The sequence below is a fragment of the Shimazuella alba genome (assembly GCF_009831235.1).
Taxonomy (GTDB): Bacteria; Bacillota; Bacilli; order Thermoactinomycetales; family Thermoactinomycetaceae; genus Shimazuella; species Shimazuella alba.
In genome coordinates this window covers 28,774-49,335 of record NZ_WUUL01000003.1, presented here as the reverse complement: position 1 = coordinate 49,335, position 20,562 = coordinate 28,774, and the positions used below count along the sequence as shown (strand labels likewise).

General features: G+C 37.2%; 31 protein-coding genes. 20 read left to right on the top strand and 11 right to left on the bottom strand.

Going from position 1 to position 20,562, the window contains the following annotated elements:
- Nucleotides 1–83: 83 nt before the first annotated feature.
- From GSM42_RS05330 to GSM42_RS05305, 6 genes are all read left to right on the top strand, one after another.
- Nucleotides 84–503, top strand: a complete 420-nt coding sequence (locus GSM42_RS05330; RefSeq protein WP_160800529.1) for a hypothetical protein — start codon at nucleotides 84–86, stop codon at nucleotides 501–503.
- Nucleotides 504–637: 134 nt separating this feature from the next.
- Nucleotides 638–910 (top strand): hypothetical protein, encoded by a 273-nt coding sequence (locus tag GSM42_RS05325; RefSeq protein WP_160800528.1) that lies wholly within the window; start codon nucleotides 638–640, stop codon nucleotides 908–910.
- Entirely contained in the window at nucleotides 879–1,085 is a 207-nt protein-coding gene (locus GSM42_RS05320) for a phage portal protein (RefSeq protein WP_160800527.1), read from the top strand. Before GSM42_RS05325 ends, GSM42_RS05320 begins: the two co-directional genes overlap by 32 nt.
- Before the next feature lie 23 nt (nucleotides 1,086–1,108).
- Nucleotides 1,109–1,348, top strand: coding sequence for a phage portal protein (locus GSM42_RS21310; protein ID WP_160800526.1), 240 nt, complete (start codon nucleotides 1,109–1,111; stop codon nucleotides 1,346–1,348).
- Nucleotides 1,269–1,685 (top strand): hypothetical protein, encoded by a 417-nt coding sequence (locus tag GSM42_RS05310; RefSeq protein WP_160800525.1) that lies wholly within the window; start codon nucleotides 1,269–1,271, stop codon nucleotides 1,683–1,685. Before GSM42_RS21310 ends, GSM42_RS05310 begins: the two co-directional genes overlap by 80 nt.
- Nucleotides 1,685–1,912, top strand: coding sequence for a hypothetical protein (locus GSM42_RS05305; protein WP_160800524.1), 228 nt, complete (start codon nucleotides 1,685–1,687; stop codon nucleotides 1,910–1,912). Before GSM42_RS05310 ends, GSM42_RS05305 begins: the two co-directional genes overlap by 1 nt.
- Before the next feature lie 10 nt (nucleotides 1,913–1,922).
- On the opposite strand, the gene GSM42_RS05300 is transcribed toward GSM42_RS05305, so the two are convergent.
- The gene (locus tag GSM42_RS05300; RefSeq protein WP_160800523.1) at nucleotides 1,923–2,090 is read right to left on the bottom strand and encodes a hypothetical protein; all 168 of its coding nucleotides are present in this window, start codon (nucleotides 2,088–2,090) and stop codon (nucleotides 1,923–1,925) included.
- A 128-nt stretch (nucleotides 2,091–2,218) separates the two neighbouring features.
- Here GSM42_RS05300 and GSM42_RS05295 point away from each other — a divergent pair, with 128 nt between their 5' ends.
- On the top strand, nucleotides 2,219–2,482 hold the full coding sequence (locus tag GSM42_RS05295; protein WP_160800522.1) for a hypothetical protein: 264 nt from the start codon (nucleotides 2,219–2,221) through the stop codon (nucleotides 2,480–2,482).
- Nucleotides 2,483–3,145: 663 nt separating this feature from the next.
- Here the strand turns inward: GSM42_RS05295 and GSM42_RS05290 are convergent.
- Nucleotides 3,146–3,409: a hypothetical protein gene (locus GSM42_RS05290; RefSeq protein ID WP_160800521.1), complete on the bottom strand. Its 264-nt coding sequence runs from the start codon at nucleotides 3,407–3,409 to the stop codon at nucleotides 3,146–3,148.
- 179 nt (nucleotides 3,410–3,588) lie between these two features.
- Between GSM42_RS05290 and GSM42_RS05285 the strand changes: the two genes are divergently transcribed.
- Nucleotides 3,589–3,783 (top strand): hypothetical protein, encoded by a 195-nt coding sequence (locus GSM42_RS05285; RefSeq protein ID WP_160800520.1) that lies wholly within the window; start codon nucleotides 3,589–3,591, stop codon nucleotides 3,781–3,783.
- A gap of 849 nt (nucleotides 3,784–4,632) precedes the next feature.
- Here GSM42_RS05285 and GSM42_RS21130 read toward each other — a convergent pair.
- On the bottom strand, nucleotides 4,633–4,833 hold the full coding sequence (locus tag GSM42_RS21130; protein WP_338055248.1) for a GNAT family N-acetyltransferase: 201 nt from the start codon (nucleotides 4,831–4,833) through the stop codon (nucleotides 4,633–4,635).
- Nucleotides 4,834–5,224: 391 nt separating this feature from the next.
- On the opposite strand from GSM42_RS21130, the gene GSM42_RS05275 reads away from it, so the two are divergent.
- Nucleotides 5,225–5,470 (top strand): hypothetical protein, encoded by a 246-nt coding sequence (locus tag GSM42_RS05275; RefSeq protein ID WP_160800519.1) that lies wholly within the window; start codon nucleotides 5,225–5,227, stop codon nucleotides 5,468–5,470.
- Between the two features lie 818 nt (nucleotides 5,471–6,288).
- On the opposite strand, the gene GSM42_RS05270 is transcribed toward GSM42_RS05275, so the two are convergent.
- Together GSM42_RS05270 and GSM42_RS20940 are read right to left on the bottom strand one after the other, a co-directional pair.
- Nucleotides 6,289–6,471, bottom strand: a complete 183-nt coding sequence (locus GSM42_RS05270) for an IS3 family transposase (protein ID WP_160800518.1) — start codon at nucleotides 6,469–6,471, stop codon at nucleotides 6,289–6,291.
- A gap of 123 nt (nucleotides 6,472–6,594) precedes the next feature.
- A complete protein-coding gene (locus GSM42_RS20940; RefSeq protein WP_275402127.1) occupies nucleotides 6,595–6,726 on the bottom strand; it encodes a hypothetical protein in 132 nt (43 codons plus the stop codon).
- A gap of 979 nt (nucleotides 6,727–7,705) precedes the next feature.
- Between GSM42_RS20940 and GSM42_RS05265 the strand changes: the two genes are divergently transcribed.
- Nucleotides 7,706–7,900: a hypothetical protein gene (locus tag GSM42_RS05265; RefSeq protein WP_160800517.1), complete on the top strand. Its 195-nt coding sequence runs from the start codon at nucleotides 7,706–7,708 to the stop codon at nucleotides 7,898–7,900.
- A 13-nt stretch (nucleotides 7,901–7,913) separates the two neighbouring features.
- On the opposite strand, the gene GSM42_RS05260 is transcribed toward GSM42_RS05265, so the two are convergent.
- Nucleotides 7,914–8,123 (bottom strand): hypothetical protein, encoded by a 210-nt coding sequence (locus tag GSM42_RS05260; protein ID WP_160800516.1) that lies wholly within the window; start codon nucleotides 8,121–8,123, stop codon nucleotides 7,914–7,916.
- A 342-nt stretch (nucleotides 8,124–8,465) separates the two neighbouring features.
- On the opposite strand from GSM42_RS05260, the gene GSM42_RS05255 reads away from it, so the two are divergent.
- Nucleotides 8,466–8,762 carry a hypothetical protein gene (locus GSM42_RS05255; RefSeq protein WP_160800515.1) on the top strand — a complete coding sequence of 99 codons (297 nt, stop codon included), beginning with the start codon at nucleotides 8,466–8,468 and terminating at the stop codon, nucleotides 8,760–8,762.
- Between the two features lie 166 nt (nucleotides 8,763–8,928).
- On the opposite strand, the gene GSM42_RS05250 is transcribed toward GSM42_RS05255, so the two are convergent.
- Complete coding sequence (locus GSM42_RS05250) at nucleotides 8,929–9,162, bottom strand: hypothetical protein (protein WP_160800514.1); 234 nt, start codon at nucleotides 9,160–9,162, stop codon at nucleotides 8,929–8,931.
- 677 nt (nucleotides 9,163–9,839) lie between these two features.
- Between GSM42_RS05250 and GSM42_RS05245 the strand changes: the two genes are divergently transcribed.
- From GSM42_RS05245 to GSM42_RS05215, 7 genes are all read left to right on the top strand, one after another.
- Entirely contained in the window at nucleotides 9,840–10,037 is a 198-nt protein-coding gene (locus GSM42_RS05245; RefSeq protein ID WP_160800513.1) for a hypothetical protein, read from the top strand.
- A 197-nt stretch (nucleotides 10,038–10,234) separates the two neighbouring features.
- Nucleotides 10,235–10,453: an Acb2/Tad1 domain-containing protein gene (locus GSM42_RS05240; protein WP_160800512.1), complete on the top strand. Its 219-nt coding sequence runs from the start codon at nucleotides 10,235–10,237 to the stop codon at nucleotides 10,451–10,453.
- A gap of 1,112 nt (nucleotides 10,454–11,565) precedes the next feature.
- The gene (locus GSM42_RS05235) at nucleotides 11,566–11,847 is read left to right on the top strand and encodes a putative quinol monooxygenase (RefSeq protein ID WP_160800511.1); all 282 of its coding nucleotides are present in this window, start codon (nucleotides 11,566–11,568) and stop codon (nucleotides 11,845–11,847) included.
- A gap of 335 nt (nucleotides 11,848–12,182) precedes the next feature.
- Nucleotides 12,183–12,392: a hypothetical protein gene (locus GSM42_RS05230; protein WP_160800510.1), complete on the top strand. Its 210-nt coding sequence runs from the start codon at nucleotides 12,183–12,185 to the stop codon at nucleotides 12,390–12,392.
- 361 nt (nucleotides 12,393–12,753) lie between these two features.
- Complete coding sequence (locus GSM42_RS05225) at nucleotides 12,754–13,044, top strand: hypothetical protein (RefSeq protein ID WP_160800509.1); 291 nt, start codon at nucleotides 12,754–12,756, stop codon at nucleotides 13,042–13,044.
- Nucleotides 13,045–13,313: 269 nt separating this feature from the next.
- Nucleotides 13,314–13,493, top strand: coding sequence for a hypothetical protein (locus GSM42_RS05220; protein ID WP_160800508.1), 180 nt, complete (start codon nucleotides 13,314–13,316; stop codon nucleotides 13,491–13,493).
- A gap of 268 nt (nucleotides 13,494–13,761) precedes the next feature.
- Nucleotides 13,762–14,349 carry a hypothetical protein gene (locus GSM42_RS05215; protein ID WP_160800507.1) on the top strand — a complete coding sequence of 196 codons (588 nt, stop codon included), beginning with the start codon at nucleotides 13,762–13,764 and terminating at the stop codon, nucleotides 14,347–14,349.
- 302 nt (nucleotides 14,350–14,651) lie between these two features.
- Here GSM42_RS05215 and GSM42_RS05210 read toward each other — a convergent pair whose 3' ends face one another.
- Nucleotides 14,652–15,248 carry a class I SAM-dependent methyltransferase gene (locus GSM42_RS05210; RefSeq protein WP_160800506.1) on the bottom strand — a complete coding sequence of 199 codons (597 nt, stop codon included), beginning with the start codon at nucleotides 15,246–15,248 and terminating at the stop codon, nucleotides 14,652–14,654.
- 419 nt (nucleotides 15,249–15,667) lie between these two features.
- Between GSM42_RS05210 and GSM42_RS05205 the strand changes: the two genes are divergently transcribed.
- Nucleotides 15,668–15,919, top strand: coding sequence for a hypothetical protein (locus GSM42_RS05205; protein ID WP_160800505.1), 252 nt, complete (start codon nucleotides 15,668–15,670; stop codon nucleotides 15,917–15,919).
- 185 nt (nucleotides 15,920–16,104) lie between these two features.
- Here GSM42_RS05205 and GSM42_RS05200 read toward each other — a convergent pair whose 3' ends face one another.
- The 3 genes from GSM42_RS05200 to GSM42_RS05190 form a co-directional block, all read right to left on the bottom strand.
- On the bottom strand, nucleotides 16,105–17,031 hold the full coding sequence (locus tag GSM42_RS05200; RefSeq protein ID WP_160800504.1) for a hypothetical protein: 927 nt from the start codon (nucleotides 17,029–17,031) through the stop codon (nucleotides 16,105–16,107).
- Between the two features lie 32 nt (nucleotides 17,032–17,063).
- Entirely contained in the window at nucleotides 17,064–17,936 is an 873-nt protein-coding gene (locus GSM42_RS05195; protein WP_160800503.1) for a hypothetical protein, read from the bottom strand.
- A gap of 816 nt (nucleotides 17,937–18,752) precedes the next feature.
- A complete protein-coding gene (locus GSM42_RS05190) occupies nucleotides 18,753–19,187 on the bottom strand; it encodes a hypothetical protein (RefSeq protein ID WP_160800502.1) in 435 nt (144 codons plus the stop codon).
- 462 nt (nucleotides 19,188–19,649) lie between these two features.
- Here GSM42_RS05190 and GSM42_RS05185 point away from each other — a divergent pair, with 462 nt between their 5' ends.
- The gene (locus GSM42_RS05185) at nucleotides 19,650–20,549 is read left to right on the top strand and encodes a helix-turn-helix transcriptional regulator (RefSeq protein WP_160800501.1); all 900 of its coding nucleotides are present in this window, start codon (nucleotides 19,650–19,652) and stop codon (nucleotides 20,547–20,549) included.
- The last annotated feature ends 13 nt before the right edge of the window (nucleotides 20,550–20,562 follow it).

Here is a 20,562-nt window from a genome sequence, read left to right as displayed (position 1 = left end):
GATAAGTTTTTTATCTTTGTTTTTGTATCATGATATGGTCTAATAAATAGTAGGTAATAGATTAAAGTGACTGGGAGGTCACAATGTCATTGTCCTTGGTCAATGGACTGAGTGATGAGCTGCTGATCAAGCTTTTTCTCCAGCAGTTCCCTGCTCTTATCGAGGAGTTGACTCAACACGAACAGTCGTGTGTGTGGACAGAAGTGTCTGCCCGCTTCGAAAAGACGAACATGGAGGAGCAGAGCGAGGATCTCGCTGATTGGGATGATGTTCCTACCGTCTATGTCAAGGTGGAAGAGCCTCCTTCTCCTACTTACGACAACTACCTGCTCATCATGGGGATTCTTCCCATGCTAGGGAAGAGTGAACTCCAGAGGATGGTTGAAGTGATGTTTCCCACTTATGGGGATATGCGCTTGGTAATGGCCAGGCTGCAGCACAAGGAGGAGAAGAATCGTCGTCCGCATGGCCCTGGCGATGTTTCGGGTCGTATTCCTGACTGACGATCCCAAGTGATCTCCCACCCCTATCAGCAGTGAATGTTGGCAGGGGTGATGATATACCAACGATCTTCTATAGATAAAACACGAACACCTTAGATAAGGTGTTTTTGTTATTTTGAACAGGAGGTGATAACTTGCTGGACCGAATTAGAAACTTTTTCACTAAACAGAGCAGGACAACAGGAATCATCACAGTCAATCACGGGCAAGCACAATGGACAGATACACGATATGATAAGTTAGCCGATGAAGGATATACGAAAAATGTCTATGTATATCGATGCGTGAATGCAATCGCAATGGCTTGTGCTGGCATTCCGTGTCTACTCACTCTACTAGAAAAACAGAAAACTCAAAGAGATAGAGAAGCATCCTTTGATCGATCTATTAGCGAATCCAAATCCTAGTATGGGTCGAGCGAAATTTATAGAGAATGTGATTGCTTACCTCCAATTATCAGGAAACAGCTACATTGAACGTGTAGGACCAAACAATGGACCACCAAAGGAATTATACTCATTGCGCCCTGATCAAATGGTTGTTGTAGTAGGGAACACAACTCAGCCCATCGCAGTTTACTAGAGGGTGGGCTTGATTGGAAAGAGATGTCACTTTCTCCTGTTGATATGTCTTGGTTAGAGGGGCAGAAATTATCCTCTAGAGAAATCGCTATTGCCTTTGGTGTTCCTCCTGAAGGGGAAATTTTGATTTTGACGAATTCCATATGTTCAAGGTCATCCTTGATAAATTTAAGGAGGTTTACATATGGATACAGATTTGAAATTGTTTTTGGGGAAGATTCTAGGGGAAATATATCGATTACAGAAAAAAGAGGGGCTATATAATCATTCAGATGGCAGAATCTATGGTTTAATCAATGGATTTGAAAGTGTGATCGATGAGGAGATGGATATGATTCCTCATATTACAGAAAAAGAACTAAAAACTGTTACTGATGTATTACATGAAATCGACCAAAACGAAGAAGAAACAGAGAAATTCCAAGGGTTCTATGATATCGAAAGAAAGCTCCAAGAAAAAGGGATATACCGTCATAGAGTGATTTATATCCTCAAATATCTTTATGCCAGCGGTCGTTTTACTAGATTGATTGATAAAATGAATAGCTCTGGTTCTCCTGGAGAAGTTCGAAATCTTAAGTTGACGGATTGGGAAATTTAATGAATCAAAAATTAATTAATGATGTTGAAAATAACTTAAGCAAACTAGACATTAAGGATCAAGCTCAACTAATGAGTTTTGTTATTGGTTATTGTACAGGAGCAATGAGAAGCAAAAATAAAAACGATAGAGAATTTGCTGAGGAATTTTTGAAATCATTACTTGATCTAATGAAACAATATAACTCAATCAAACAAACTCAACTGCTGACCAGGATCAAAATGTAACCGAAACCGCTTATGTGTCATCACTGTACCGCCTAACAATAAGCCATCGATGCTCCATTGTACGATCAAATGATACTTGGACATTGCGAGTGGTTATGGCATCGATCCGGGCGGATACATTTTCATAGGCAGTGCCACCTTCGCCATACCAGATATCACCTATTACAAACGGTTCCATGTCATCATCTCCTAGTAATTTGAATCTACTTTGCGGGTAATGACATCTTCGCTGGTACACATCATTACCAATCAACACCTCTAAATGTTATAATTAATATTCAGAAATATTGGATATGAGGTGTAAGGATGAAAACAAATAAAATAGCTCTGCTCATAATTGTTGGCTTTGTTAGTGTATTTTCTATTTTGGTTGCTGAAGGCTTAATGTTTGAAGCAGATGCGAAATCAGTAACAGAAATACAGACATTAAAAGATCAGGATTCTAATGATACAGGCTCTAATTCGTGGGATATGAGTGTTCCAAATTTTAATCCTTACGATAACAAAGGATTAGGAGGGGGCGGATCAAGAGTTTCATTTGGAGGCGGAGGCTTGTTAGGAGGGATTTAAATCAGTGACAGGGTTGCTCCGATAGACCGCAAAGTAAGTAAGTTAAACTATTTACCACTCAAACGAGTGGTATTTTCGTATTATAAGGTCGTCCAGTTAAGAAAAAACTGGATGACCTTATAATACGAAACAGCTAATATCATAGATTGAGATTGCCCGAAAGATCATCAGAGCATTATCGCTGTTTTCAGCGGCGTAAACGCGCCTTGTTGTCTTTGTCCGATTTGAAAAGAGGATTATCCTAGGACACAACGGTTACGATATTTTTTTTAATTTAGGATCATATCCCGATCCTGAATACAAATGATCTCCTCATCGTCATTGTAGTGATAATTCCTCCTGATACCATGCAGGTGCATGAGCGTCCATCTTATCAACAGAGGCGAGTAGTACTCTTTTTATGATAAAGCATAGAAACTTTTTACGAAACTATTTATTTTACGTAGAATGTACCTTCTACGATGCAAAAGTGAGGGACCGTATCTCAATTAAAAACCAAATAAGTAAAAATACAGGTGATAAATCTGTAGAATACGACGAGTTTATTGCTTTTTTGGAAAAATTTTTAGTTGTGGTCCCTATAACAGGAGTTAATAGAATGATTTCAATTCTCAGATGAATATAAATTGAACGAAGAGAGCTTGAATTGAGATTCCTTTTATGTTAACTTATATAAGTTCGTTGTTCTTGTCTCTGATTGTGGCAAGACATCAATTCAACGATTGGACAAGCATGAGCGTCTGTCTGATAGAAGAGACTCCTTCCATCGATGGTGAGTTGCTGGAGATCAGCACGATTCTCCTCCAACTCCCTCTGGATCTGCGTCCCAACAATCAGATGTGTTCTCTCTGCAACGCACGCCCGGCTCGGACTGACTGTCCCAAAAACTGTGGCAAGTGTGAGGGCTGCTGCTTCTGTTACATGCAACAGTAACCCCTAGTTCCTAGTGGAGCTAATGACCGACTGAATCTATTCTTTGGATAGGTTCGGTCGGTCAGTCGTTAAAAAGAAAAACATATAAACGAGAGTCATCCATTGGATGGCTCTTTATTTTACATATAGGAGAGAGTGACAGGATTCCAATACTCAAAATGGTTGTATACAATATGCAGAATCGATACACTAAGGGATTCAAATTTAACATTAATGAATGGAAAAAGATAGCAAATGCAAATGGACAGAAAGTTTATGATTTGTTAAAAAGACACAATTTCGAACCAGAACTGTTTAAAAATGCAGATGAATATTACCAAGAAGTAGATAATGATTACTTCAATGACAAACCAGCATCCAACGACTGAGGGACAATGGAACCATATAATGGAATCTATCTGACGGACTAGAATAAGAATTGTCTTATTAACCATCAAAAATTAGGTACCCCTCACTCTTCCAAGAGTGAGGGGTACTGGACTGGAGATTTAGAACGCTAACAGGCTGTCAGCGATCAGGAGAGCTCCACTTGCTAGCAGGATTAACAACTGTCTAGCAAATCATCCAGGATGAACAGTTCGACATCAATCATGACTTGATAGCGTTTATTAGATTTGTCAGAACTGCTCATTTAAAGCGGTGTCCCTTACAACATTTGATACATAATCGACACCTCTCGCAGAAGATAGTGAAGAGTGGAATTCTCCCACAGTTTCTGCAAATAAGTGTCCTACCTGGAGGCATGATGCTCCTTTCATTGTTGGGAACCTTACAAACTAAATTTTAACATTATTTTAACTATTGGAAAATAGGTGATCTAAGTTGGAGTGGAGGTAGCGAAGCTTGTTTTTGTCGTAATTTTACCAAAAAAATTGAAATAACCCTGTGGACTAGAACGCGAACTCTGTCATAAACAAACCACATGATCTCTTAGTACATAGAGGTCAATGTGGCTTGTTATTGTTATTTATCTGATACGGAGTGAGGAAACTACATCGTTCCATAATCTATTATTGCTTAGCTTTTTCTTGGTGAAATCAGAGTATTTTATTGGATTAAATTTCCATTTTCGACCTTAGTAGTTGATGTGCTCATACACTCCGACTCCATCGCCGCCGGAAACCTTAGCATAAGATGCAAGATCGTTCCAATTGTTATTTATAGCTGGAATGAGAGAACAAGCAAAAGCAACAGCGGAGGAAACAATAGAAATACTTTTATATTATGTAAATGAAACACTTTAATTTTAATATATTGGGAATATACCTTTCAGTATTATTAAACGAAAAAATGAAAAGATGAATGACAATGCCGTTCTTAAGGAGTGACTCCACTAGTATCTTTCCAATGCCTTGATTTTGATATGCTGGTAAAACCCCCAACAAAGGTATATATGCAGATAAAACTCCATCGCTCACTGCATTGATAAGTCCAACTACTGATTTATTTCTTCGTCAATCGCTGCTACACAACGGTAACTATTCTGTAATAGTTTTAAATGAGTTGCTGCTGATGGTGGATTTGGTCATCCTTGTAGAGTAGGGGAGAGGGGGTTAGCTTGTTTCTCGATTTTGGTTTCAACTGTGCTTGGGAATTAGGGTGGATCCCTCTTTTATAATGTGGCTGGGTAAAAAAGTACGGTCCGTCTCTTTATTTTTACCAACTGCATAAATGTTGACATATATTTGCGTGAATATGGTTCCATACATTCTTTGTCAGTGCTATTGATATTTAACTGATGTAATTTACAAGTGTGATTATTCTATTTATAATAAAGATACCTGTCAAATCCTCTAGAAGGGACTTCAAATGAACGACGATCTTCTCGATTGGGTCAAGGATAACGGCAGGACGTTTCTCATCGCGATGAACGTTAAGCTCTACCTGCAGGGGAACAGTGGAATGTCTGACGACATCCTGAGGAACTCGATCCCCCATGGTGTGACATCCAGTGAGCTCGAGGAGGCGCTTGAGTCTTTCGAGTCCCAGGGGCACAGGATCTCTCTCGAAGACCGGAAGAAGGTCTACAAGTGGCTGGGATTGAATCCCGAGTAACAAGTCGAGGTCTGACAGCATACATCAACATTTCTCCATCGTGAGGGATGGGGTCGGCTCTACATATCAGAGCCGACCCGGCGAAAATAAATTATGAAATAGATATATCCCTTTTCTTTTTATGAAAGGGACTTTTTACTTTTTAGAGAGGGAAGAGGGACTTGTTTTTTGATTCTGTTTTAAACTGACTTGAAAGTTTAGAAAGATTGCATAGTAATGCACACTTTACGTTGAATAGTTCTGTGACCCCTACGTTAGAGGACTAGCTAAGATGAATGGTTGATGGCAAGATATAATTGTTTCTGCTACAACACACATTCGAGAAGAGAAATGGGTAAGGGACTCCCTGGTAGGATTGACTCCGCTCAGAAAAAGTTCACCCTGGATCACAACCAAGGATGGATCAAATGTGAGAATCCGCAACCGGAGTCACACACGGCAAGCTCATATTTCGCGGTTAATGTGGAGTCTGAATTCCGGATTATCCATGATGGGGAGACATATACAGGCAAGTATCGAAATCTGGGTTGTCGTCGGAGTGACGTGAACCCGGGGGAGAACGGGTTTTATGTCATCGACATCTACCCGAGTTCTGGGAAGTATGCTGGAAAGAGGCTGATGTTTGAGATCGATGATCAAGGCAGGATTTTTAACGTTCTTAAGCTTCAGCGTCCAAAGTTCATGAATTCCTAACTCCAATGCCCCCAGAGCTGCATTAGCAGTGTCTCTGGAGGACACGATTATAATAAATTTGATGATAAAAATACCCTCTTATTTTTGTTGGAGATAGATTGTCAACGCCAAACTAGCCAACTTTTTTAAGGTGTGATTGTTGGTACTCCTCTGGACTCACATATCCCGATGTTCCCGTGAATACGGAATTTATTGAACCAGTTCACATAGTCACGAAATTCGATCGTAAGCTGTTTTAGATTGTCAAAGACTTCTGGTACAATCTCCGTTTTAATAATTTTGAAGGTAGCTTTCGCGGCGGCATTCATTGTCGTAAGGACATCCTTTCGTGTTCAGAGACCGACTTATATGGAACGTTTCTAGTGTCTAAGGGGGTTTAGCTTGTCACTGATTAAAGTTGAATGTGTTATTTAAATCTATGTATGCTATTTTTATTTATTGTCGTATCCACAGGGGATATAATCTCCTTTTCCTGTCTTTATCTTACATTGATCCATATAAACAGAATAGACAATCATACCAGCAATGAAAATGGCGACAATAATTCCATAAAACAACTTCATTTTACATACCTCTTTAATATTTGTTTTTATCCATGCAATCTTTATAAGAAGAATCCAATTTTTTAACTACTAAATAGTCAAACAGAGAGGAGGTCAACTTGTTTTCTGATTCTGTTTAACTGTGCATGAGAATTAGGATTCATCTCTCTTTTGTATTTTCTCAGAAAATGTGCGATCTAAGTTTATGTCATTATACTGATCGTGAGAATAACAGTAGGTTCATTATATCGTAGTATCTTATTTTTAGCTTTATTCGTTCTTCTAGTTTTCTATCATAATTAATTCGTAACTTCTCTTCCACCTTGATTTGCTCTTTCGATCTAATGCCTCGGCAGCCCCAGTTGATGATCCAATCATGAATTGCATCACCCTATTTGTATTTCATCTGGAAAGAGGGTACAAAGAAGAATGGTAAGCGAATAGAAGATATGTAATCTAATCAACAGAGTTCCCACTTTATAATACATACAAAACCAAAACAAGTTTACAACCCAAACCCCGACAAGCGAAAGACAGAAGCAGTCACACTCCTCCAGTGAATGAGGTCTGCACAGCAGATCCGTCAATAAAGTTCCGTCAGCTGATTTCTGGGTTGCAACTTCTGAACTCAACCAACGTTTGACCGTGGATCTTCATGCAGCACAGACTATATAAGAAGTCGATAGCGCTGATAAGAAGATGTACACGGCTTTCTGGGATCTCTTCAAGCGAGATTGGGTGTAGTAATATGTGCTGATTCAATGCAGACTATTGATGACTATTCTGTTATCATCAATAGTCTGCACGCATTTAGTTAATCGATATGGTTTTTTATTATCAAAACACGGTCATTTGATCGTGTTTTTCTTTATCTATCGTATTTCGAAGAAACGGCATCATATACTGATTTTTATACCTTATATACAGACAGATTACCATGTGTCATAAAACCGATCAAAACGGCGTATATTAGATATTTTACATACAGGAGAATAATCGAATGGTTTCAATTCTCAGAAAAGGCGACACAATTAAATTGAAAGATGGTCGGCACGGAGTTGTATTCTACTTCAATCGTAGGATTAAGCATTATCAGTTTATCTGTCGAGATGATTATCATGAGCTTGTGAGGTTTGAGGAGGTGAAAGTAGGTGGACCTAGTCACGACATTCGTAACTGGGTCCATGAACCTTAGAACAGGGAAGAGATTATTCCTCTTCATCGATCGTGGTCAAACCGGTCTGCAGGTCAGTCACATAGATCTTCTTTTCCCTTGGTGCTTGTACACGCTTGAATCGTCGTCCATCAGGTGCAGGAAATTCCTGATAAGTTGTCAGCCCACGAAACCAGCACTTGATACCTTCCGGAGAAGTGTAGCTGGGGTCACCAGTGGGAAAATCGTCACTCTTTGTCATCATTCCACATTCTAGGATTCAGGATCGCTCAACCGGATAGGAGCAATCTTCTTATGTAGAGATAACAAAGTTTGATAGGTGGATCAATGGGGAAAAAAGCGACTAATTAAAGGGGTTGGTATTTTTTAATATGTCACAAGGTATACTTTAGAGGCGAGGAAGAGTACCAAGAATGGATATTTTCAGAAATATGTATATGAAAACTATTGTGAATTGTTTCGAGAATATATTTGATTCAAAGCGAGGGTTTTTCATGTACTTAGAAGAAGTTAAGAACGGGTTGTTAGAGGATGGTCGCTTACAAGGAACTATTCGTTCGTAAGCTATCCTTCACAATTTGATGGCGTGGTACCGAGAAACCGTAGACGCGAGAAATTTAATCCAAAAGAGATTAGTTCCAGAGATTTACAAGATTATCGTAGTTATTGTAAACCATTTGCAAAACCAACTACTGTTAATAAAAAAGTAGCTGCATTCATAATTTATGGACTTTCTAGTGAAACAGATCGAGTACAAACCGATCCCATGCGTAAAATAAAAATGAAATTCATCTCTACTTTGCAACTAACTCCACGGTGGTTAACCAGAAGGGAACAATCTTGTTTGTTGGATGTATTGAAAGAAAAAACAAAAATCTGCTAGTCACAAATGGAAGCCACACCGTGATTTAGCGGTGATCTAATTACTATTACAAGCTGGATTACGGAAATCAGAAGTGGCTGCTTTGAACTTGGATGATGTGAATATGAAGCGATGGTGTCCGACACTCTTTTGTGAGGGTGAGTGTCGGACAAGGACGGATGAGAGTTTACAGCCTATTCTCGTAATCGTTCATAGCCTGCCGAAGAGCTTTCCTATCATTTACCAAGGGTGAGAGTTTCTTACGGGCAGCATCGACAAGATGCTTAGTTTTCGGGTGTTTCCCAAGGTCTTCAAGGAAGGCTGTGATTGCTCCCTCATGGTTCGACGGCCATTCATTCATTGCGCGCATGGCAGCAAAACCGATGTACATCCCAGCAGGAGTCTCGATTTCTTTAGACATTCTCGTGACCCTTCCTTAGACTCATAGTCATTTTGACTCATGGTTTTTGCCATGTAGCATATGCTTTTGTTGCAAAGCTAATGAGATTAGATTTTAGTATATCAGAGATAAGCAAAAAAGCTACCCTTGAGGTATAGCGTATAAACAGAGTATTCGAAAAAAAGTTTGATATAAAGTTATAGAAAAACCTAGAGAAATAAAGAGTTCTAATTTACACACACCCCAATTTAGCTAATAATTTCAATCGCAAACTTAACTGCAGACTAGGATCTAAATGTAACTGAAATTGTTTATGCGTTATCACTATATCTCCGAACTGCAAGCCGCCAATGCTCATAGTACGAGCAAAGGATACTTGTGTACATTTCGAGTTGTTTTGGATCGATCCGAGCGGATACACCAGCATACGGTCTTTCATTTGCCATGCAAGATATCCGTTTTATATCATCAGCGGTTCCATTTAATCGCTTTTAGTCGTATCATTTTGGGAAAATTGTACATTTAGACATATATTAGACACAATATATCTGATTGCTAAACAACATTAACAATTGTAATATTTTGTCTAATGCTTGATGGAGGCATCTTCAAGATAATGAGTGAAAGAAGGGGCTATTACCATGAATAACTTATATGTTCTAGAACGAAATCAAGCTTATTAGGATCAAATTATTACTGTGACAGTAGTAGCAGAAACAGAAGAGGAAGCACGGGAAATCACGTATCAATATGTATCAAAAGAAGAAAACGAGGCACAGGCACAGGCATTTTTAGATGAGGATAATAGTCGCTGTGTTTTAGTAGACTTGAACAAAAAAGGTGTCATCATGGTTGGTCATGAACTCGGGGATTGTTACTATAATGGCTCCAAATAGTGGCATGTGAACGATCCGAGAAATAAGGTGCCGCTTCTGTAAAGGCATAATAACTAATCCCAACTTATCACTTCCATCACATTTGTCTATTTTTGCATATCTCCCGAAAAGGAGGAATGAGGATTACAATAAATGAAATTTATCTAACTGCCTAGAGCAGCAACTTTGTTACATGAACTACCCCCTAGAATGGAATAATGAGTAATCCAGATTTAGAAAAGCGATTCACCTATCACGCTCCAAAAGAGGGGCAACCAGAGAAATATACTACTTTTCAAGAAAAAGCAAAAGAGTTAGCTTACCTAATAGATGCAGAATGTCCTAACTCAAGGGAAAGATCATTATCTCTCAACAAGTTAGAAGAAGTGATCCATTGGGCTAATGCTTCTATTGCTCGTTGGTCAAATGATGATTAAAATAAGCTTAACTGTTGACCAGGATTAAAGTTAAGCCTAAATTGCCTATGGATCATTACTGTACCACTCGTTGCAAGCCGTCCACCACTAAAATATGATCAAAATGACATCTGCACATTATGCGAGAGGTCACAGAGTCGATTGTAGCAAAAATACATTCTCGTATTCAATGCCATCTTTACCATAGCAGATATTGTTTATCTCTAGCAGTTCCATGGAATCGCTCCTTAGTCGTACGTAATAAGGAATTGCCCTATCCAAGGCTGGTTATAAGAGTGGATGATATAAATCATATGAAGGAAAAAATAAGGGAATCAGGAGGAGTAATAGTAAAAGAAAGAACTGAAATACCTGAAATTAGAATGGTTTTTGCTTCGTTTAAGGATACAGAAGGTAATATCGTTAATATTGTTAGTTAGTGATCTATGATTTATATGGTAACCTTTTTAGGGCTAATCATGGGGCCCGTGATAGGGTCCGTGCCATAACTGTAGACCGAAAGTTCTGGGAGTGAGATAAACAGCTGATAGAATAGATTGTGATTACCCCTACTACACAGCTCGGTGGGGTTTTCTAATATCATAAAATCCAATACAGCAGGGATCCCAATATTAAAATAGGAATAACAAAGAATAAGACCACTATCATTATGGAATCGAAGGTTGAATTTCCATATCGATAACAAATGAAAAATACATATGCTGATGTTATAACCAGTATAAGACCAACTAATAGGATGGACATATCATACCCCATTTTTCATATATACAAATTACTTCCGCATCGCTAATTTCATTATACGGCTATAGAAGCTCGTACAACGAAAAATATATCTCCCTATTACATTAATCATTATTATCTATATTTCACTCGTGTCACCGGACAAATCTTGGAATATTTTTGATCAGGAGTCGGTAGGACAAGCCTATTCTCAACAAAGGCGACGTGATTCAATTGAAAGATGGTTGGCATGGAGTATTATTCTACATACTAAAGGATGGTTTGTTGTATTTAGAGCTTATAAAAGTGTATTTTTCTTCTTTGGGTATGGCGACCTTTAAGAAACGTTATAATGAAAAGTATAGAAAAATCATTTGAAAGAGGGAAATTCAATGCATTATATAACTGCATGTTTGAACATTATTAGTGATAAAGACCTTCATGAAATAATGGTGGAATTTAAAAAACTTGAAGAAGAGACAAACAAGGAGGAAGGATGTATTAAATTTCATGCTTTTCCTCTTGAACCATCAGAGCGAAAAATAATGCTTTGGGAGATTTGGGAAAACGAAGAAGCTGTAACAACTCATTTCACCAAACCTCACACAAAAAATGTTCAAAAGCAAGGATTAACAGAAGTAGCATGGTTAATAAAAAGTAATGTGAATGAATAATAAGACGCTAAGATGATAAACAAGAGGGATAATACCCTCTTTTTCTATGAGAGGGCCGAACATAATGTTTTTGAATTGAATAATTTTGCATATTCCCTTTTTTGTAAAAAATACAGGTTGTTGTTCAGATATTAGATCTAGGGAAACAAGCCAGCCAGTGTCCACATAGGAAAAAATGTTATTGTTTGTGGGTATGGTACAGGAAAAGATTTGATTGTTTATTGAAACACGGTCATACGAGATCGTGTATTTCTTTATTTTTCGATATTAGACCTAGAATCTGTGAATAACCCCTATGTTATCATTTGATTACTCTTAATATTTGGAGGTTAGCAATGTTTAAAGCATACTTAACAACACACGATGGAACTCCGTTACCTGGTTTTGTGGAACTGGAAGAATCGCCAGAAGCAATCACGAATTATTTCAACAAACAAGCATCATTGTACAATGTGAAAGTAGTGGACCAGGATGACCGAATCATAGCCAAAATGGAAAACGGAAAGCTGGTCTTTCCGAACGTAGGAATCGATTTTACAAAATAGGAAAGGAACTGTTAACAAAACAATGGATAACATATTTGATTCAGATGAAAATAAATGCAAAGTTTGTGAATGTCATTACGACCATGAAGGCGGGTATCAGAGGTTGCCATTTCGGAGAAAACACGTTTATCCTATCTTAGTCTTCATATATCAAATGACTTGTACGATAAGACAATAATTGAAATCTAAAAAAAGATGAGGTTCATAAAACTGGCCATTGAACATCGAACAGAGTAAATGAACACATCCATTTTTAGAATGCGCTAATTTTATGAATAACTTGATACAAATGAGGAACTTTAAACTATAATAAAATTAGGCTGTACAATCAGTCTCCTCTATGATGGAAGGAACTCCTATAATGGCAAGTCTCAAGCTCATCTCGGAATTCAGCACAAAGTGGGAAGTCGAGTGCCATCTTCCTATTAAACAGGAAAATATTCTCTCTAAGAAGATGAGTAGTAGTCAGATTGCTGTCGTTGGTGACTACCAGATCAGGATTACAGTAGTGGCTTTGGATATCGTTCTTCACAGCAACCCTCGAGGTGGATCTCTTGATGAAGTAGTGATGTCTGATATAGAGTCATTGGAGAAGAAAACACTGATGGGTAAGAACGGACTGCCTGTGTGTACAGTCAAACGTTTGAGGTGATTAACTTTGATGCAACACTCGGAGTCACTGGAACTGAAATACCAAAAAATATATAAAAGGTAGTTCAGACTGGGCGGCAGATTCATTATTTGCCGCCCAGGGTATTACTTACAACAAGCATATGTGGACATGGATGCAATAATGGATATTAAAGCTAAAGGGAAGAGCAATCAGCTAACAACTAAAGGGTAACGAAACCATATAATGAAATCTATCGGATAGACTAACACGAATCGTTTCATTATCTCTTGATTACAGGAGGTTATTACTTGAAACAAAACAAACAGCTAGGTATAGAAATTAGCGGAACTATCTATTCAGAGGATGCACATACAAACATTAACCATGAAGAGTTTTTGGAAAAATTTATTGCGTTTGTGGAGAAAAATAATTGGCTGTTTGGAGGAGGAACAAAGCAAGTAGATGAGAATGGAGAATTAGTAAAATAATTGAATCGCTATGATTGTTACTATAGAAGAGGTTGATTCTTCTTGCTAACAGGACATGTCTGACAAATCAAATATGTTAAAAAAAGTAAGATAAATTTAGCTACTATTGATAATGATCTTACATTATAATTTTGTATAAGCTACTGGGGTAGAAGCTTCATCTACAAGACCGTATCGATCCGTCTGAAAGGTAAGGATTATGGCTGTTGATCACTACTCTCACAAGCGTACTGTGGGGAGGTATATCAAGTCCGGATGGCTCTCTTCCATGTACAACTACCAGTACGTCAAGTTGGGCACTAAGCATCGGATGAGTGACTTTGCCGAGCTTATCCTGCCGATCGCCGAAGGTATGCTGGCAATGGCGAAGGTTGACCCTGAGTCGGTCAAGATGATCCACATCGAAAAGGACAACTGGTGGGTCCCTCGCCACCACAGCATGGTCGAAGGAAGGGCGATCGTGCTGATCAACCGAGATGTATCGGCGAGTATGCAGCCACAAGGTGCGAGTTTCTTTAGTCCGTCAGGTCAAATCGGCATCAGAGCCACTGTGCTCTCACACGATCCCAACAACCACGCCCATACCCAAATGGGTGTCGTTCTGCCGATCCGCCACCGGTTCGATGATCTCGAGCCCGGGCGGCGGAAATCGGGATTCATTCTGGTGAGATTTGATCGGGAAGGTTTTACCAATGGTGACACCTACATCCCGATCGAAGAGGACTCTGAGTACCTGATAAAGGTGCTCGGGCTCCATGAGGACATTCCTACGAATGGATGTTTCTCCATGCGCTTCGATGAAACCGTTGGGAAACCCGACGCTAGAGTTTACCTGCCAACACACTCCCTCATCTGAAGGAGTACCTTTCCTCGCTGGCGGAGAAGCTCGCCAATAAGGACGGGCACAAGCATTGACGGTCGACATGGTTCAGGCTCCACGTTCCTAATGAAGGAAATGGAGCCTGACGGGGGCTGAGGTACAGCTTCACGAGAATCCAATTACTTCCTATAGATTGTAGAAATAATAAGGTGTTCTTCTCTGGAAAGGGCACCTTATTATTTTTAAGTTTTTTCGGGGTTGAATATCGAATACCGAAACCTTTTTGTAAATCGATTCGTCAAAAGAATGGTTCTTTTTTAGAGATAAAACACAAGAAATCACTTAATACTACTAGATAGAAACATGGAAGCATCCTGATTCATGAAAATACATTTACCATGATAGAATGTTCTTATTTCAATTGATTTAAAGCCAACTTCGGATAAGCTTTTTTTCAGTTCGTTATGCGAAAAACCGTTATGAACTTTCGGATGGTTTATTTTATCGTTTTTGTCAAAGTCAACAATAATCAGCTTGCCGCCATCATTTAAAATGGTGAATAATTTTTGTAAAATTTTTTTAGTATCTGGAATATGAAGAAGGACTAGTGACATTAAAACTATGTCTGCCTGAATTTCAGGAGTTTCTTGCGTAAAATCTGAATAAAGTACTTTTGCGTTGGTAATTCCTCTGTGAGAAATTTTAGCATTCGCAACTTCCAACATTTGTTTAGATGAATCTACCAACAAAATGGACTCTACTAAATTTGATAATTCTAAACTAATAATACCAGTACCACTCCCATAGTCTATGAAAGATTTTGATTTTCCATTTCTTAATTCTGGTCTTACTTCCTTAACAATAACTTTAGCTAGTTTCATTCTTTCTTCTGTGTCATATCTTTTTGCCAACTGTTCAAAAACGTTATTTTCCATATTTCACTCTCCAATTTTCAGCTATGTAGAGGTCATTATAGCAAAAGACCATCATCCTTTTGTATTTTAAGGAAGAGGGAACCAAAAATTGAAGTAAATGTTCGGGTATAAAAAAGAACAGGGATATGTAAAATCACGATTCAAATTGCGTATTTTATTGCAGCCTCGTCATGCTAAGATAAAGAAAATCTGTGCACAATAATTATATATTTAAATATTTACACGATTCCTACATTAGAGTGTCACAGTGTAAAAAATACCTATCATGCCATTTTAGGTATATGTTAGATGCACTCTGACTTGATATTCCGACTTGAATCTTTGCTGTACACTACTATAGATTGCTATCATAATATTAATTATCAAACTAGGTTATGATCAAGGAAATTTCATAGAAAGCAGTGGTGGACGTGGAGAATATGATGAAAGTTGAAAAGGATATATATTTGCATGTGTTTTTCAGATATTTACTTTTTGTCGAAGGAGAAATTAGACACTGGAATCCTGAATTGTTTAGAGAACATGATAGTCCTATTGATTATTTATACCATCTAAAGAATGTATTACTAGGATTACCGGACCCAAATAATGGTCTTCTAGTGGGAAGAAAAAATAAATCACTCCATGCAATAGACAGCCTAATCGAAAAACAAGCGACATCTGAAAAATAATAAAGAACTACCCTGTTATTATTTGATCAAAATCTAAAATAGCCCATCTACCAAAAAAAGACGGGCTTTGCTCTAGCCCGTCAAATAGATTCCACTATGTGGTTACCTGATTCTCAGTCGATGGATGCTGGTTTTCTTCTAAATCAAAGGTTAAGAAAAATGTAAAAATCATGAAAAGGGATTTCTTATTTAACGCCAGCTGGCAAATTTATGGATCCAGTAAATTCATTTTTTGTTTCTGCCGACCATTGTTCTTCAATATAAAAAGGAGGGAACACTTTGGTTTTTCCATCTTTTCCTTTTTCAGTAGATACGGTTGGAATACGAATAGAAGAAACAATAGAAAACTTTTTGATCATAAAGTTGTTTTGATCTACCCATATCTCGATGACCGGATTTTTAAATTGAGCTTGATCATACAAAATAGTTTGGCCAGAATCCTTCTTTAGCTTGCCTTCTACAAAATCAGTAGGATGCTGAAATGGCCAACCTTTCTTATAAAAATCAAAGAGTTGTTTATTTTCATTAAAATACGTCTTGTCGAAGACAAGTTTATACAAACCATTCTCTTGGGTCATTTTTATATTTTTATCGTTATTGATTTTAATCAACTCGTCTAAAAATTTCAATCGAAAAGATGGCGATACCTTGCCCATAGGAGAGACAGTCCACTCTTTATCTTCCTTTGTTTTGTAATATATCTTTCCATTTACACGATATTCCTCTTGCTCAAAGGTGTTTGTATCACCTCCATCATCTTTATATCCTTTTATGTTAATCTTAAAGCTCGATTGATATTGTCCAATGATGCGTTCAGCATAGGGCTTAAATATACGATCATGTTCATACTTGTGTATTCGAACATTCGTAAAATTAATAGGCATTCCATCCTCTGCTTCTGATTGAAACGTATGTTCCAATTTATACTGCTCTGTATAGGAATCCCCTTTCATGGTACTTGATTTTTCCTTCGCTTTTTTCACAACTTCCGTTGCACTTTTTAAAGTGGTATTTTCTTTTGATTGATTGGTAGTCGTATTCGTTTCGGAAGAACATGCTACTGCAAATATACTAAATATCGCTGTGATTCCTATGATAAGTAATTTTTTCAAACTATTTTTCCTCCTCTTCCCATTTTATATTTTTAGTGATATTCTGCTTCGCTTTTCTCTTCTGCTGTTACTTTATCTTCTGGTTTGGCAATCGTATTTGGTGCTTCTGAAAAGGTTAGTGTTTCTTTTACCACAACAGGCACACCTTCTTGGTCTTCCACATAATCACCATTTCGCTTCGTAATAACCATAATTTGGGCATTTGTTGTACTCTCTATCTTAGTGATTCGGTTGGTTTTCTTATCTATCCACATCTTAAACTGATACGATACGAGCTGAGACCCATTTTCCCCCAATTTCGTATCTGCTAATCTCACTTCAAATACATCTGACTTCTCACGTTTTAATAGCTTTTCTAACTCAGTTGTTTCATTCGATTTTTGACTTCCTTCCTTTAGTTCAGCAGAGAGTATGATAGAGTTCCCTTCCTCTTTTACAACCACTTCATCCCCCATTGCTTTGATTCTTTCCATAAAATAGGAATTTGTAATTACTTCATAATTATCATTCAATTCGGCTTTAGCGGCATTTTCCTCTGTTCCTAGTGTTGTAACTTTATCGAGAATGTCATCATATACCCATTGTGTACCATCGATATAAACAATAGGTTCTTCGTCTTTGTATTCCCCCTTTATTTTTTGGATGGTCAAATTATTATCATCGACAAAATGAATCTTATATTGTTCATCTATGCTTCTTTTTGTTTTAGCAGTAGAAGTCACACTATATTTGTAATCAATATGGGATGATGCCTTTTGCATAACTGGTTCTACTTTCTTTAGAACCTCATTCACTTCTTGAGCGTCACCTGGTGCAGGTAAAATAGAAGATACACTAGAACAAGCAGTTACCAAGCTCATCCCTAACCCAAACAAAGTAATATGTACTACTTTTGGTATTTTCATACTCTTCACCTCTTATAATTTTGGAGATAGTATTAAAACTAACTTATTAAATAGATAGCTATACTATATTTATAACATACTCCATTTGAAGAAAAGCGCTTGAATAAATTTACAATTGGATAAAAAAAAGACATGAGCTTTCCTTTGTAGATAATGATGGTTACTGCACAAATCTGTAAAGGAAGAATATCATATCTCGAAATGCTAGGCTTTGGACTCTTTAAGCATACAGATCTAGAATACTACATTTGATAGGTACAACAGTCTTTTACGGTGTTCAACCTCTTTAATGTACGTTAATAATATTTAGCATGAAAGATCTGGGGAGTTATGCTTTGGGATCGAGAAATTTCTTTTGAAACAGATTAATCAAACTATCTGAGCCTTTTGTCCAGAATGCTTCCTCCTACAACGACGATAACCCCAAACACGATAAGTATTTGTCCGTGTATATGGTACTCAGGAAAACCGGTAATAAATTGTCCGCCATGTAAAAATAATAAGATTCCCAAAGAAATACACATGATCAATAAATTATGATTCAAATGCTTAAAGTAGACGTCTGCCAATGTGGTTGCGAGAAAAGTGAAACCAATTGCTAGATCCCACCAATTATAAGATTTGAAACCATGAATGAGATAGATGGCTGCTAGTATTGGGTAAAGACTTAAAAAACCTATTGATCCAAATTTTTTCTGGATTTTTTCTGTTTTTCTTTCTGTTGATCCTGTGTTTGAGTCTTCATATGAATCTTTCTGTAATTTTTTTTTGGTAGCTTTTTGTCCAAATAATCACGTATTCCAACTTTCCGTACCATTAAGACTCTATCTCATCGTATTCATTTATTGTTTCAATATATCGATGATAGGAGTTCCACAATTTAAAGGTAATCTGATCTAATCGCTTATCAAAATCAGCTATTATTTGTCCGTCTGCTTGACGCAAATAATAATAAATGCGAAACTCTCTTTCTAAATTAAAAAACTCCCATTGTATTTTTTCTTCCTCTTCTAGAATAAAGGGAAGATGCTTTGAAAAATTTATCATTTGCTCAATTTCATTTGTAACCGCTGAAAATAATTTCTGTAATTTTTCATTAAATGTAGAAATCTCAGATGAGGACATACCTTGTAGTTTCTCATATAATAAGCTTCCACGTTGTGCTAAATAGTATAAACTGATGTCTTCCAATGGCAATTTCATTCGAATCCCAAATTCCACAGGCTTATTAGCATCCTTTTTCTTATCCATGTAAATAATTCCCTTCAAGTGCCAATATATGCATTAATTATAACTTTTAAGAAAATAGTTGTAAGTGAAACTGCACTCCCATTGGTGAAAATCGAATTGCATTCATTTAATGCTCTCCACAACTCCATATTGGAATGGATTATAAAATAATGTTTTAGGGACCTAGATTGGACTTCTCGTGAATGTAATTAAATCGAAGAGAAGAAGGGTTTATTCACCATAGATTTTCTACTCATTTTTTCATTTACGATAATTTGTAATCGACTCAAAATATTTTTTAGAGAAGTTTTTATTGTTGACATACTAGATGTCAGGTTTGATGAGTTATTTTTTAAGAACGAAAGGGAGAGGATTGAAAAATATACCGATTGATTGTATGTTCACACGGAAAAGTCCTATCATTACTATTTATTTCTATAAAAGAAAAAGAGATAGTTTCATGCTAAAAAAAGGAGCAGGAAAATGAGACTCGATCGTTTGCTTGGTATTACGATGGCATTGTTAATGAAAAGAAGGGTGACAGCCAAAGAACTGGCTGCAAGGTTTGAAGTATCTGTTCGGACAATCTATCGCGATATAGAACTGATTAACCAATCTGGTATTCCTGTTACTTCTTTTTCCGGATCAGATGGTGGTTTTGAACTAATGAGTGGATTTTTCTTAACGAAGCAGCATTTCTCTCTTGATGACTTTTCTGTGATCTACAATCTCTTAAAAGGTATGGAAGATGTTGCTGGTGGACAAAAGTTCACATCACTAGTCCATAAGCTTAGCACCATACAGCCTGCTCTATTAAATAGAAAGCGTCAGGAAAATATTATATTTGATGTGAGTGCTTCAGAAAAAGAAAAAAAAGTTATACATCCTGTATTAAAAGCAATCGATCAATCAAGAAGAATTGATTTTGGATATACAAATGCCTTTGGTCAAATATCGGAAAGAAAAATAGAACCATTCCATCTTTTATGGGAGCGTGGAATATGGTATTTGGAGGGTTATTGCTTATTACGTAAAGACAAGCGGTGTTTTCGTGTTTCCAGGATCAGCAATCTCAAAATATTAGAAGAGACTTTTTCTCCAAGAGCAAAATATAATCGTCCAAATTATGTACAAGAGATGCAAGGAACGCAAGTGCATCTCCGTTTTGATTTAAGGGTACAAGAACGTGTCATGGAACAATTTCAGGGGGAATTCACACTTAGTGGAGATTTTATTGATGTACAAACAATTTTTTATACAAGAGATTATGCGATATCTGTGATTTTAAGCTATGGATCTAAGGTTGAAATTGTTTCCCCTGATGAGCTTAAGGATGATTTTATTCAACAACTTGAAGAGATTCGTAAGATTTATTCTCATTAAACTGTGGTTTGCT

What these genes read in the sequence shown, in the direction of transcription:
- GSM42_RS05260 (WP_160800516.1), bottom strand. Translation starts at nt 8,123, where the DNA reads ATGATGACAAAGAGTGACGATTTTCCCACTGGTGACCCCAGCTACACT.
- GSM42_RS05265 (WP_160800517.1), top strand. Translation starts at nt 7,706, where the DNA reads ATGGTTTCAATTCTCAGAAAAGGCGACACAATTAAATTGAAAGATGGT.
- GSM42_RS05295 (WP_160800522.1), top strand. Translation starts at nt 2,219, where the DNA reads ATGAAAACAAATAAAATAGCTCTGCTCATAATTGTTGGCTTTGTTAGT.
- GSM42_RS05240 (WP_160800512.1), top strand. Translation starts at nt 10,235, where the DNA reads ATGAGTAATCCAGATTTAGAAAAGCGATTCACCTATCACGCTCCAAAA.
- GSM42_RS05195 (WP_160800503.1), bottom strand. Translation starts at nt 17,936, where the DNA reads ATGAAAATACCAAAAGTAGTACATATTACTTTGTTTGGGTTAGGGATG.
- GSM42_RS05285 (WP_160800520.1), top strand. Translation starts at nt 3,589, where the DNA reads ATGCAGAATCGATACACTAAGGGATTCAAATTTAACATTAATGAATGG.
- GSM42_RS05210 (WP_160800506.1), bottom strand. Translation starts at nt 15,248, where the DNA reads ATGGAAAATAACGTTTTTGAACAGTTGGCAAAAAGATATGACACAGAA.
- GSM42_RS20940 (WP_275402127.1), bottom strand. Translation starts at nt 6,726, where the DNA reads ATGAAGTTGTTTTATGGAATTATTGTCGCCATTTTCATTGCTGGTATG.
- GSM42_RS05310 (WP_160800525.1), top strand. Translation starts at nt 1,269, where the DNA reads ATGGATACAGATTTGAAATTGTTTTTGGGGAAGATTCTAGGGGAAATA.
- GSM42_RS05330 (WP_160800529.1), top strand. Translation starts at nt 84, where the DNA reads ATGTCATTGTCCTTGGTCAATGGACTGAGTGATGAGCTGCTGATCAAG.
- GSM42_RS05250 (WP_160800514.1), bottom strand. Translation starts at nt 9,162, where the DNA reads ATGTCTAAAGAAATCGAGACTCCTGCTGGGATGTACATCGGTTTTGCT.
- GSM42_RS05270 (WP_160800518.1), bottom strand. Translation starts at nt 6,471, where the DNA reads ATGAATGCCGCCGCGAAAGCTACCTTCAAAATTATTAAAACGGAGATT.
- GSM42_RS05190 (WP_160800502.1), bottom strand. Translation starts at nt 19,187, where the DNA reads ATGGATAAGAAAAAGGATGCTAATAAGCCTGTGGAATTTGGGATTCGA.
- GSM42_RS05235 (WP_160800511.1), top strand. Translation starts at nt 11,566, where the DNA reads ATGCATTATATAACTGCATGTTTGAACATTATTAGTGATAAAGACCTT.
- GSM42_RS21310 (WP_160800526.1), top strand. Translation starts at nt 1,109, where the DNA reads ATGTCACTTTCTCCTGTTGATATGTCTTGGTTAGAGGGGCAGAAATTA.
- GSM42_RS05215 (WP_160800507.1), top strand. Translation starts at nt 13,762, where the DNA reads ATGTACAACTACCAGTACGTCAAGTTGGGCACTAAGCATCGGATGAGT.
- GSM42_RS05185 (WP_160800501.1), top strand. Translation starts at nt 19,650, where the DNA reads ATGAGACTCGATCGTTTGCTTGGTATTACGATGGCATTGTTAATGAAA.
- GSM42_RS05205 (WP_160800505.1), top strand. Translation starts at nt 15,668, where the DNA reads ATGATGAAAGTTGAAAAGGATATATATTTGCATGTGTTTTTCAGATAT.
- GSM42_RS05225 (WP_160800509.1), top strand. Translation starts at nt 12,754, where the DNA reads ATGGCAAGTCTCAAGCTCATCTCGGAATTCAGCACAAAGTGGGAAGTC.
- GSM42_RS05305 (WP_160800524.1), top strand. Translation starts at nt 1,685, where the DNA reads ATGAATCAAAAATTAATTAATGATGTTGAAAATAACTTAAGCAAACTA.
- GSM42_RS05275 (WP_160800519.1), top strand. Translation starts at nt 5,225, where the DNA reads ATGAACGACGATCTTCTCGATTGGGTCAAGGATAACGGCAGGACGTTT.
- GSM42_RS05300 (WP_160800523.1), bottom strand. Translation starts at nt 2,090, where the DNA reads ATGGAACCGTTTGTAATAGGTGATATCTGGTATGGCGAAGGTGGCACT.
- GSM42_RS05230 (WP_160800510.1), top strand. Translation starts at nt 12,183, where the DNA reads ATGTTTAAAGCATACTTAACAACACACGATGGAACTCCGTTACCTGGT.